General features: G+C 72.6%; 8 protein-coding genes. All 8 read right to left on the minus strand.

Annotated features, from left to right (window positions below; genetic code table 11):
- Positions 1-30: 30 nt before the first annotated feature.
- The 8 genes from ABZ471_RS00445 to ABZ471_RS00480 all read right to left on the minus strand — a co-directional run bounded on the left by ABZ471_RS00445 (position 31) and on the right by ABZ471_RS00480 (position 11,632).
- A complete protein-coding gene (locus ABZ471_RS00445) occupies positions 31-954 on the minus strand; it encodes an LD-carboxypeptidase (RefSeq protein WP_359060764.1) in 924 nt (307 codons plus the stop codon).
- A complete protein-coding gene (locus ABZ471_RS00450) occupies positions 951-2,915 on the minus strand; it encodes a prolyl oligopeptidase family serine peptidase (protein ID WP_359060766.1) in 1,965 nt (654 codons plus the stop codon). The genes ABZ471_RS00445 and ABZ471_RS00450 overlap by 4 nt, the downstream gene beginning before the upstream one ends.
- Before the next feature lie 4 nt (positions 2,916-2,919).
- Positions 2,920-4,224 (minus strand): M20/M25/M40 family metallo-hydrolase, encoded by a 1,305-nt coding sequence (locus ABZ471_RS00455; protein ID WP_359060768.1) that lies wholly within the window; start codon positions 4,222-4,224, stop codon positions 2,920-2,922.
- Positions 4,217-5,050, minus strand: coding sequence for a M55 family metallopeptidase (locus ABZ471_RS00460; protein ID WP_359060770.1), 834 nt, complete (start codon positions 5,048-5,050; stop codon positions 4,217-4,219). Before ABZ471_RS00460 ends, ABZ471_RS00455 begins: the two co-directional genes overlap by 8 nt.
- 104 nt (positions 5,051-5,154) lie before the next feature.
- The gene (locus ABZ471_RS00465) at positions 5,155-5,874 is read right to left on the minus strand and encodes a class I SAM-dependent methyltransferase (protein ID WP_359060772.1); all 720 of its coding nucleotides are present in this window, start codon (positions 5,872-5,874) and stop codon (positions 5,155-5,157) included.
- A gap of 139 nt (positions 5,875-6,013) precedes the next feature.
- Positions 6,014-8,485, minus strand: coding sequence for a SpoIIE family protein phosphatase (locus tag ABZ471_RS00470; RefSeq protein ID WP_359060774.1), 2,472 nt, complete (start codon positions 8,483-8,485; stop codon positions 6,014-6,016).
- A 153-nt stretch (positions 8,486-8,638) separates the two neighbouring features.
- Positions 8,639-11,035, minus strand: a complete 2,397-nt coding sequence (locus ABZ471_RS00475; protein ID WP_359060776.1) for an MFS transporter — start codon at positions 11,033-11,035, stop codon at positions 8,639-8,641.
- Between the two features lie 153 nt (positions 11,036-11,188).
- Entirely contained in the window at positions 11,189-11,632 is a 444-nt protein-coding gene (locus tag ABZ471_RS00480; RefSeq protein ID WP_359060778.1) for an SRPBCC family protein, read from the minus strand.
- Positions 11,633-11,672: the final 40 nt, after the last annotated feature.

Here is an 11,672-nt window from a genome sequence, read left to right on the forward strand (position 1 = left end):
GGTTTCTTGACGGAGATTCAGTAGCGAGGCTCAGCGCAGGGCGGGCTCGTCCAGCGTCAATGTGCCCGCGTCCGCGTCGAGTTCGGCCGCGACTCCGAAGGGAAGGGTCGACGCGCCCGCGCAGTGCCCGAACCCGAACTCCTCGGCGACGGGGACGCCGAGCGGACCGAGACGGTCGGCGAGCATGGGCCGCACCCGTTCGTAGGGATCGCAGTTCTCCCAGGAGCCGAGCAGCACCCCGCGCACGCCCTCCAGCCAGCCCGATCGAAGAAGTTGGGTGAGGTAGCGGTCCAGCCGGTACGTCTCCTCGCCCACGTCCTCCAGGCACAGCAGTCCGCCGCGCGCCGAGGGGCGGGCGTGCGGGGTGCCGAGTTCGGCGGCGAGAAGGGCCAGGCAGCCGCCGAGGGTGACACCGCGGGCCCGGCCGGGGACCAGGGCCGTCCCGCCGGAAGTGATGGTGCGCACGGTCTCCGGCGCGAAGAGCGTGGCCCGCAGATGCCGCTGCGCCCGCTCGTTCTTGACGAAGTCGATGCCGGCCGCCATGGGCCCGTGCAGGGTGACGAGTCCGAGGCGGGTGGCGAAGGCCTCGTGCAGGACGGTGAGGTCGCTGAAGCCGACGAACACCTTCGGCCCGGCCGCGCGCATCGCCTCCCAGTCGAGCAGGTCGATCATCCGCTGCACGCCGTACCCGCCGCGGGCGCACAGCACCGCGTCCACCGCCGGGTCGCACCAGGCGCGCTGGAAGTCGGCGGCCCGGTCGGCGTCCGTGCCCGCCAGGTAGCCGAACTCCCCGTGCCGGTCCAGCACATGCGGGGCCACCACCGGGTCGAGGTCCCAGCCGCGCAGCACGTCGAGCCCCGCCTGGAGCCGTTCCTCGGGCACCGGGCCGCTGGTGGCCACGACGGCCACGCGCGCTCCGGGGGCCAGCCGGGCGGGCCGTACCAGTTCTCTCACGTGTGCAGCTCCAGCTCCGGGACACCGGGTGCGTCCAGCGCGAACACCCGGGCGTACAGGGACAGCTCGGCCTCCAGGGCGCGGACCAGGGTCTCGGCGCGCCGGAACCCGTGTCCCTCCCCCTCGAAGGTGAGATAGGCGTGCGGCACGCCGCGGCCCTCGATCCGGGCGAGGAAGCGTTCGCACTGGGCGGGCGGGCAGATCACGTCGTCCAGGCCCTGGAGCAGCAGGAAGGGCACGGTGAGCCGGTCGGCGTGCGCGGTGGGCGAGCGCTCGGCGTACCGGGCGGGTACCTCGGCGAGCGGGCCGACCAGCGACTCCAGGTACCGCGACTCGAAGTCGTGGGTCTCCCCGGAGCCCCAGGTGGCGAGGTCGAGGACGGGGTAGATGATGGTGCCGCAGGCGTAGACGTCGGTCGTGGTCAGAGAGGCGGCGGTGGTCCAGCCGCCCGCGCTGCCGCCCCGGACTGCGAGCCGGCTCCGGTCGGCGGTGCCCTCCTCGGCGAGGGCGAGGGCGACGGCCGCGCAGTCCTCGACGTCCACCACGCCCCACTGCTCGCGCAGCCGCTCGCGGTAGGCACGGCCGTATCCGGTGGAGCCGCCGTAGTTCACCTCGGCGACACCGATGCCGCGCGAGGTGAAGTAGGCGATCTCCAGGTCCAGCACGAGCGGCACCCGGCTGGTGGGTCCGCCGTGCGCCCAGATGACGTACGGCGGCAGCTCGCCGTCGGGGGCGGTGCGGCCGGGGTGGTGCGGCGGGTAGACGTGGGCGTGCACCTCGCGGCCGCCGGGCCCGGTGAAGGTGCGGATCTGCGGCTCGGGGTAGTACGCGGGGTCGACGGGATCCCGGTGCCGGGCGCCGATCGCCCGGGCACGTCCGCTCCTGGTGTCCAGCTCGACCACTTCGTATGCGGTATGCGCGCCGGCGCCGACGGCGACCACCCTGGTGCCGTGGGCCGCGACGGCGGGCGCGAACTCGGTCCACGGTCCGGCGGTGTCGACGAGCTCGCCGGATTCTGCATCCAGTATCCCGAGTACGGTCGACCCTCGACCGTGTACGACCGCGATCAGTCCGTTGTCCAGCGGCGCGAACCAGCGCAGGCCGAGCTTCCACAGCGGCCCGGCGAACTCCTCCTCGCGCGGGCACAGCGGGGTGCCGTCCCGGTAGAGGTTCCACCAGCCGCTGCTGTCGCTTGCATACAGAAGACGGCCGTCTGTAGACCATTCCACCTGCGCGACGGCTTCCTCCGGACCGCCGGCGACCGTGTCGACCGTATGCAGTGTGCCGTCGTCACTTACCTCGCCGACCAGCAGCTCCGTGCCGTCCCACGGCATCCGCGGATGGTCCCAGGCGAGCCAGGCGGCCCGGCGGCCGTCGGGCGAGAGCCGGGGGCCGGTGACGAACCGGTGCCGGCCGTCGGTGAGTTCGCGTACGGCGGCCCGGTCGTCGGCGGCCGAGCCGTCGAGCGGCACGGCGGCCAGGACCCGCCGCACGTCGTCCGGGCCGTCCCCGGTGAACTCCTCCAGAACGCACCACACCTCGCCGCGGGCGAGGTCCACCTGGGGTTCCGCCCAGCGCAGCCCGCCGCCCACGGGCGAGACGGGGGTCAGCGGGCGTGGTTCGCCGCCGGGCTCGCACCGGTACAGCCGCTGGTCGGCGAAGTGCGTGAACACCACGAGGGGTCCGCTCTCCCGCATCGCCCCGGTCCAGGGCCGGCCGCCGTACTCGATGACCCGGCTGCGCACGTTCCACGGCGCGGGCAGCACCGACTCCTCCACGCCGTCGGCGGTGCGCCGCACCAGTGCCCGGCGGCCGCCCTCGGCCGGCCGGGGCTCGGTCCACCAGACCTCGTCCCCGACGAACCCCACCCACTCCGGCTGCCCGTCGTGCGCGGCGGCCAGCGCCGCGTCGATGGGCGAGGGCCAGGAACCGTACGCCTGCTTCAGCACCTCGTCCGCCATGCGCCTAGGCCGTCCGCAGGAAGCGGTCGAGGACCCGGACGCCGAAGTGCAGCGCCTCGACGGGGACCCGCTCGTCGACGCCGTGGAACAGCGCCTGGTAGTCGAGGTCCTCGGGGAGTTTCAGCGGCGCGAAGCCGTAGCCGGTGATGCCGAGCCGCGAGAACTGCTTGGCGTCGGTGCCGCCGGACATGCAGTACGGCACCACGTGTCCCTCGGGGGCGAACTCCTGGACGGCCGCGCTCATCTTCGCGAAGGTCGGCGAGTCCACCGGGGCCTGGAGGGCGACCTCGCGGTGGTGGAACTCCCAGTCCACGTCCGGGCCGGTGAGCCGGTCGAGGGTGGTGCGGAACTCGTCCTCGCCGCCCGCCAGATAGCGGCCGTCCACGAAGGCGACCGCCTCCCCGGGGATCACGTTCAGCTTGTAGCCGGCGTCCAGCATGGTCGGGTTGGAGCTGTTGCGTACGGTCGCCTCGACCAGCTTGGCGGCCGGGCCGAGCTTGTCCAGCAGCCGGTCCATGTCGGAGAAGTCCGGGTCGATGCCGTAGAGGGCGGCGAGGTCGGTGAGGGCGGCCCGGACGGTCGGGGTGAGCCTCAGCGGCCACTCGTACTCGCCGATCCGCGTGACGGCGGCGGCGAGCCGGGTCACCGCGTTCTCCTTGTTCACCTTGGAGCCGTGCCCGGCGCGGCCGCGTGCGGTGAGCTTCAGCCAGCCGGTGCCGCGCTCCCCCGCCGCGATCGGGTAGATATGCCGTCCGGCGCCGTCGTGGAAGGTGAAGGCGCCGGACTCGCTGATGCCTTCCGTGCACCCCTCGAACAGCTCCGGATGCCGGTCGGCGAGGAACCCGGAACCGTCCTCCGCGCTGGCCTCCTCGTCGGCGGTGAACGCGATGACGAGATCGCGGCGGGGGCGGATGCCCTGCCGGGCCCAGGAACGGACGACCGCGAGGATCATCGCGTCCATGTTCTTCATGTCGACGGCGCCGCGGCCCCACACGACGCCGTCGCGGATCTCGCCGGAGAACGGGTGCACGCTCCAGTCGGCGGCCTCGGCCGGCACCACGTCCAGGTGGCCGTGCACGAGCAGGGCGTCGGCGGACGGGTCGGCGCCCTCGAGCCGGGCGACGACGTTGGTGCGCCCCGCTGTCCGCTCCAGCAGCAGGGGCTCCAGGCCCGCTGCGGCCAGGCGCTCGGCCGCGTACTCCGCGGCGGGCCGCTCCTGGCAGTCGCCGCCGCCCCGGTTGGTGGTGTCGATCCGGATCAGACCGGACGTGAACTCGACCACCTCGTCCAGTGCCTGCTGGTCAGCCATACTGCTCCTCCACCGCGGCCGAGACGATCGTGGTGACCGCCTTGAAGGTCCTGATTCCCTCGTACATGGTGTCGCTGGTGTACGCCACCTTCCGCTCGCCGGTGCGGGCGACGCCCGGGACGACGGTAGCCGCCATGGCCAGGTGCTCGGCGTCGAACTCGACGGCGACGGTGAACGGGCCGCCCCGTACCGGTTCGTGGCGCACGGCCAGCCCGGCGGCCTCCTCGGCGGCCGCGCGGATGTCGGCGGCGGTCCGGGCCGGAGTGCGACAGACCGCCGCATACCGGGACACATGGTCCTTGACCGCGACCTTCAGCGCCTCGGGGGCGTATCCCAGCGCATCCTCGCAGGCCAGGTCGTCGCCGGTGACGAGGACGACCGGTACGCCGTACTCGGCGACGACATGCGCGTTCAGCAGACCCTCGCTCGCGCGGACGTCGTTCACCCACACCCCGGTGATCTGGTTCGCGAGGTAGGTGTGGGCGAGGACGCCCTCCATGCCGGCGCCCGCGTGGTAGCCGATGAACGCGATGCCGTCCACGTCGCCGTGCTGTACGCCCTCCACCATGGACAGCGCCTTGTGCCGCCCGGTGAGCATCTCCACCCGCTCGTCCAGTTGCTCCAGGAGCAGGTTGCGCATGGTCCAGTGGGCCTCGTTGACGAGCACCTGGTCGGCGCCGCCGTCGAAGAAGCCGAGTACGGCGGCGTTCACGTCGGAGGTGAACATCGACCGGCACCGCTCCCACTGCGGTGTTCCCGGGAGCACGTCGGCCGGCCAGGTGACGCCGGTGGCACCCTCCATGTCCGCGCTGATCAGGATCTTCATGCTGCGCACGTTACGCGTCCCGGCAGGGACAGGCTACGACGGGGCGGCGGCGCGGTGTCCCGCCCGCCCTGCCGCCCCCCCGTGATCCGGTGTCCGGGACCGGCTCACTTTCCGGTCAGTACGAACCAGCGCGCCGGCAGGTCGATGCGGGTGCCGTCGGCGAGGTACTCGGTCTGCGGCAGGGTCGTCGCGCCGTCGGCGAGGACCTCCAGGCCGGCCTCGACGAGCAGGCGCGGGATCTCCTCGTCGTCGGCGTCGGCGGGCTTGAGGCCGTGGTGGAAGACGCGGCGCAGCTTGGGTCCCGGGCCGTCGGGGCCGGCCGAGGCGCGCTTGAGGACGTCCCGCGAGCCGGAGGTGAGCTCGACGACGAAGGCGCGTCCCTCGCTGCCGATGATCTCGGCGACGGCGGCGGCCACCGAGGCGCGGGCGTCCGGTTCGCTCTGGTGGATGACGGCCCGCATGTAGACGTTGCTGTCGCCGAGCCGGTCGTGCAGGGCCCGTACGGCGTCGGTGTCGGTCAGGTCGAGCTGCTGGAACTCGACATCGCCGCCGCTGGTGGAGCGGCGGGCGTGTGCGATGGCGGCGTGCGAGAGGTCGACGCCGACGGCGCGGGCGAACCGGGTGGCGAGGTAGCGGGTCTGGGTGCCGTTGCCGCAGCCGAGGTCCACGATGGTGCGTGTGGTGTCCGCGTGGGGCACCAGCAGTTCGCTGTGCGGCACGGCGGTGAGCGCGGGATCGGAGTCCCAGATCGCCTCGCCCGTCGCGTCGGAGGTTTCGCGCCAGTAACTCTCCCACGCGTTGCGGTAGTTGTCCGAGACGTTCATCGCGCTCTCCCCACGGTCGGTTCCGTGATCGGGATATCGCGAGGGCGGTACGCGGGGCAAGGGTCGGGAGGTCACCTTCACCGGATGTGTGGACCCCGGTCACCCGCGGGGGCGCGCAGGCAGGCCGCACGCCCCCTGTTCAGCGTCTTCCTGTGAGGGCCTGTTCGAACCAGACGGTCTTACGGTGCCCGGTTGCGGTGGCGCCCCACTCCCGGGCCAGCCGGCTGACCACGCGCAGGCCGCGGCCCGACTCGTCGTGGGGCCCGGTGCCGAGCATGGCGGGCAGGCCCGGTTCGTCGTCCGTGACTTCGAACAGCAGGGCGTCGGTGCGGACCACGCGCAGTCCCACCCGACCGCCTCCGCCGTACTGGACGGCGTTGGTGACGACCTCGCTGACCAGCAGCTGCGCCGTCTCCACCGCCTGCGGCAGGCCCCAGTCGGCCAGCCGCTCGCGGACCAGGCGCCGGGCCCGTGCCACCTCGCGCGGGTCGGCTTCGAGGTGCCATTCGGCGACGTGGTCGTCGGGGATGCCGTTGAGCCGGGCCATGAGCAGGGCGACGTCGTCCTTGCGGCCGCCGCGGGTGTTGAGGGCGCGGATGATGGTGTCGCAGGCGGCGTCCATCGAGGCCGCGGGGTGGGCGGCGGACTCGCAGAGCGCGGCGAGACCCTCGCCGATGTCGGAGCCGCGCACCTCGACCAGTCCGTCGGTGCACAGCACCAGCCGGTCGCCGGGTGAGACGGGGACGACGGTGGATTCGAAGGCGACACCGCCGACTCCTATGGGGGCGCCGGTCGGCAGGTCGAGCAGTTCGCTGCGGCCGTCCTCGGCGTGCACCAGGACGGGCGGGATGTGTCCGGCGTTGGCGAGGTGGAGTTCGCCGCGGATCGGGTCGTAGACCGCGTACAGACAGGTGGCGAGGTAGTTCTCGCCGAGGCGCCGGGCCAGGTCGTCGAGGTTGCGCAGGAGCCTGGCCGGCGGGGTCTCCATGGCGGCCATGGTCTGCACGGCCGTGCGCAACTGGCCCATCATGGCGGCCGAGTTGAGGCCGTGACCCATGACGTCGCCGACCACGAGGGCGGTGCGCGATCCGGGCAGTTTGACGGTGTCGAACCAGTCGCCGCCGATCCGGCCGAGCCGGGTGCCGGGCAGATAGCGCGTCGCCACGTCGCAGCCGGCCATCCGCGGGGTCACCTGCGGCAGCATGTTGTCCTGGAGGGTGTCGGCGACGTTCTCCTGGTAGGTGTACATGCGGGCGTTGTCGAGCACGAGGCCTGCGCGGGCGGCGAGTTCGGCGCCGGTGGTGCGGTCCATGTCGTCGAACGCCGGGCGGTCGGGGCGGCGCATGAGCACCATGAAGCCGAGGACGACGTTGCGCGCCTTGAGCGGGACGATGAGCAGGGAGCGGCCGCCGATCAGAGGCCTGAGGTCGCGCTTCTCGAACTCGCCGGAGATGCGGTTGGACAGCTCCTCGGTGACCCTCGGGATGAGGACCGGTTCGCCGGTGACCATGCACTTGTGGAACGGGGTGTGTTCGGGGAAGGCGAACGTCTCGCCGACCGGCACGGTGTCGTCCCAGCGGCCGGGTTCGTCGTTGTGCTCGACCCAGACGCGGTGCATCACGGTGGTCGCGTCGGGCGGGCCGTCCGGGAAACCCTCGCCCGCCAGGACCGCCGAGCGCAGATGGGTGCCGGCGAAGTCCGCGAAGCGGGGCACGGCGGCGCTGGTGACCTCGCGGATGGTCTCACCGAGGTCGAGCGAGGTGCCGATGCCGGAGCTGACCTCATTGAGGAACTCCAGCCGCTCACGCACGGCGGCGTACTCGAGGTCCTGCTCGGCGCCGGCGAGGATCACGGACGCGGTGCGCTGCTGCGGTACGACGGCCTCGGTGCGGCCGGGGCGGCGCGGCACACCCCAGTAGGGGGTGACGGGCACCCGGTCGTACTGGCTGAACTCCAGGACGGGGTAGCCGAGTTCGAGGACCTGGGAGACGATCCGGCTGCTGAGTCCGGGGCCCATGTTGGGCAGGATCTCGGGGAGCCGGCGCTCCAGTTCCGCGGAGGCGGGCAGTTCGGTGTGGCGGGCGAAGCCGGGGGCGATGCGTTCGGCGGTCTCGTCGTCGTAGCCGCGCTCGTCGCGCAGCCGGGTGGCGTCGGCGGCGAGCACCAGCAGCCGGGCGGGGCCGGGGCCGACCAGCGGGTAGGCCCACCACAGCACGTCGATCCGCGTGCCGTCGGCCGGCGGGGTGCCGGACGGTTCGTCCTGGTGGGGGAAGAGGCGGGCGCGGCCCGCGGTCGGGTAGTCGGTGCGGCCGCCGAGGGAGGCCTCGAGGTCGGGGCCGAGCCCGTCGTACGTCGCGAAGGAGCCGTGGGCGTCGGGCATCGCGTCGCCGTGCAGGTCGTCGGAGAGGGCGCCGGAGACCGGCAGGAGGTCCATGGCGGAACGCCCGATCGCGTCCTCCCTGTCCACGCCGAAAAGGCGGCGCGCGCCGCTGCTCCAGTGGGAGACGAGACCGCCGCGGTCGACGACCACCACGGCCAGCGGAATCCGGCCTGCAGCGCTGTCGCCGGCGCCGCGGCCGGGAGGTGTGTCCCGCTCGCTGCCACGGTCCATGGCCCAGGCCCTCTCTCCCCACGGCTGTTCGCAAACGATCTGTGCCGCCCGCCACTACGGTACGGCGGTGGCCGGTGGCGATGTGTGGCAATCCTGGAATTGGTTTCACCGGATCGCACCGGCGCGCAGCTCAGCGCCCTGCGGCGCTCCGTCTCAGTCCTCGTGGCCGAGTTGCAGGTCGCGTTCGGTGCGGCCGCCGCCCGCGACCTGCAGCACGGTGGCGACCGGCGGGTAACCTGCGGCGATCACGGTGTACTCGCCGGAGGAGAGATCCACGAACCGGAACGTTCCGTCGGCTCCGGTGGTGAGGGTGTCGACGACGTTGCCGGCTGCGTCGAGGAGTGTGACGCGCGCGTCCTGGACGGGGCGGCCGCCGCCCGCCCGGACGGTGCCCTTCAGGACGGCGCCGCCCGCGAGTTCGATGTCCTGCCGGGTCTCCCGGGCGGCCTGGACGGTGACCGGGAGCGCGGCGGGGCGGAAGGCGGGGGCGCTGGCGGCGAGGGTGTACTCGCCGGCGACCAGTTCGGTGATGACGTAGCCGCCCTCGCGGCCGCTGCGGGTGGCGGTGACGACCTCGCCGTGCACGTTGGTGAGGGTGACGGTGGCCTCCCGGACGGGGCTGCCGTCGGCGGTCAGGACGCTGCCGGCGAGGCGTCCGGCGCCGCCGAGGACGACGTCGAGTTCGACGGGCCGCTCGCCGACGGTGACGGAGACGGCCTGCGGCTGGTGGCCGCCCGCGGCGGCGATCAGCACGTACGAGCCGGAGCCGGGGGTGGCGAGCGCGTACCGTCCGTCCTCGCCGCTCGCGCCCCGCCCGATCTGCCGGCCGGCGACGTCGATGAGGGTGAGCGCGGCGCGGGGCACCAGGGTCCCGTCGGGGTGCTGGACCGTGCCGCACACCGGGAGTCCGGCGGGATGCGGCGAACGGGCCTGTGGGATCGGGGTGTTCACGGTGGCGGGCTCCGTCTCGGTGGCGTTGTGGGACACCAGCGGTTTCTCCTTGAGGAAGAAGGCGATGAGCAGGCCGAGGACGAGCACCGGGACGAGGTAGAGGAAGATCCGGGGCATCGCGTCGGCGTAGGCGCGGATGTAGGCGTCGCGCAGGGCCGGTGGCAGCGTGTGGACGAGCTGCGGGGTGAGGGATTCCGGGTCGGGCAGCCCGGCGCCCGCGCGCGGGGGCAGTTCACGGCGCAGGGCGTCGGTGAGCCGGTCGGCGAAGAGGGTGCCGAAGACGGCGGCGCCGACGCTGCCGCCGATCTGCCGGAAGTAGTTGTTGGCGCTGGTGGCGGTGCCGAGGTCGGCGGGGCGCACGGAGTTCTGCACGGCGAGGATCAGGACGGGCATCACCAGGCCGATGCCGGCGCCGAGGACCGCCATCCAGATGCTGTAGTGCAGCCGGGGTGTGTCGGTCTCCAGGCGGGACAGCAGCCACATGCCGACGGCGGAGAGGGCGCCGCCGAGGACGGGGAAGATCCTGTAGCGGCCGGTGTGGCTGATGAGCTGCCCGCCGATGATCGAGGCGCCGACGATGCCGGCCATCATGGGCAGCATCAGCAGGCCGGACTCGGTGGCACTCGCCCCGTCGACCATCTGCAGGAAGGTCGGCAGATAGCTGGCCGCGCCGAACAGGGCGACGCCGATCACCAGGCCGACCAGGCCGGTGACGTTGAAGACGGAGTCCCTGAACAGCCGGAGCGGGATGAGGGGTTCGGCGGCGAAGTGCTCGGCGACGAGGAAGAGGGCGGTGGCGGCGAGGGCGCCGGCGCCGAGGCCGAGGATCTGCCGGGAGTCCCAGGCGTACTCGGTGCCGCCCCAGCTGGTCAGCAGCACCAGGCAGGTGGAGGCCGTGGCGAGCAGCAGTGCGCCGAGCACGTCGAGGCGGGCGCGGACCTGTGGTTTGGGCAGCTTGAGGACGACGGCGACGACGGCGAGGGTGACCAGCCCGAAGGGGACGTTGATGTAGAAGCACCAGCGCCAGGAGAGGTGGTCGGTGAAGTAGCCGCCGAGCAGCGGGCCGGCGACGGAGGCTAGGCCGAACGCGGCGCCGATCAGGCCCATGTAGCGGCCGCGCTGTCGGGGCGGCACGATGTCGGCGATGATCGCCTGCACGCCGATCATGAGCCCGCCCGCGCCGACTCCCTGGACGGCGCGGAAGGCGATCAGCTGGTCCATGCTCCGGGCCTGCCCGGCGGCCGCGGAGCCGACGACGAAGACCAGGATCGCGAACTGGAAGACGCCCTTGCGGCCGACGATGTCGCCGAGCTTGCCGTACAGAGGCAGGCCGATGGTGGAGGTGAGCAGATAGGCGGTGATCGCCCAGGACATCCGGTCCAGGCCGTGCAGTTCGCCGACGATCTTCGGCAGCGCGGTGGCGACGATCATCTGGTCCAGCGCTGCGAGCAGCAGTGCCAGCATGAGTCCGAGGAAGACCAACCGCACCCGGCGCGCGCCGATTTCGGGGGCCGGGGCGGGTGGCGGCGGTTCGGCGGCGGTCTCCTTCGGAGCCCGCGCCACGGCCGTCTCGTGCTGCACCAGAGTCGTCCCGCCCACGTACCGCTCCCCTCGTCACACCTGTCACAGATTTCCCGCGTAAGGCGACAACTGCGAACAAGTACGGCAAGTTACGGCGTCATCCCGGACAGGACGGCGATCCACTCGAACCGGTGAGGGGTGCAACACCCCCTCGCCGGCCGGGGTTTGGGGTTACTTCTCCACCTGGGCGGCGAGGTTGGCGAGGATCGCGTCGTAGATCCTGCCGAGGCCCTTGGGGGCGAACGTCTTCTCGAAGAAGCCGCCGATGCCGCCGGCGCCCGTCCAGGTGGTGGTGACGACGACCCGGGACTTCCCCTCGCCGGCCGGGGTCACGCGCCAGGTGGTGACCATGGAGGAGTTGCGGTCCTTCTCGACCAGCTCGCCCTCGGTGGGCTCGCCGACCTCCAGGAGGCAGTCACGCACGCGCTTGCTGGTGGCCTGGAGCTTCCAGTGGACGAGGGTGCCCTCGCCGTCACCGCCCTCGCGCACCTCGTACTCGCTGAAGTGTTCGGGGAGCAGCTGCTGTCGCGTGCCGCTGTAGTCGGCGAGGGCGTCGAACACCTTCTCCGCGTCCGCCGCGACGACCCGCTCAGTAGTGGCCTCGACCTGCGCCATTGCGTTCCTCCAGGACCTGGTTTCTCGGGGTTGGGGCAAG

This window comes from Streptomyces sp. NPDC005728 (assembly GCF_040630895.1).
In the GTDB taxonomy this organism is placed as follows: Bacteria; Actinomycetota; Actinomycetes; order Streptomycetales; family Streptomycetaceae; genus Streptomyces.

Coding starts and splice junctions, on each gene's coding strand:
- ABZ471_RS00450 (WP_359060766.1), bottom strand. CDS start 2,915: ATGGCGGACGAGGTGCTGAAGCAGGCGTACGGTTCCTGGCCCTCGCCC.
- ABZ471_RS00455 (WP_359060768.1), bottom strand. CDS start 4,224: ATGGCTGACCAGCAGGCACTGGACGAGGTGGTCGAGTTCACGTCCGGT.
- ABZ471_RS00470 (WP_359060774.1), bottom strand. CDS start 8,485: ATGGACCGTGGCAGCGAGCGGGACACACCTCCCGGCCGCGGCGCCGGC.
- ABZ471_RS00460 (WP_359060770.1), bottom strand. CDS start 5,050: ATGAAGATCCTGATCAGCGCGGACATGGAGGGTGCCACCGGCGTCACC.
- ABZ471_RS00465 (WP_359060772.1), bottom strand. CDS start 5,874: ATGAACGTCTCGGACAACTACCGCAACGCGTGGGAGAGTTACTGGCGC.
- ABZ471_RS00480 (WP_359060778.1), bottom strand. CDS start 11,632: ATGGCGCAGGTCGAGGCCACTACTGAGCGGGTCGTCGCGGCGGACGCG.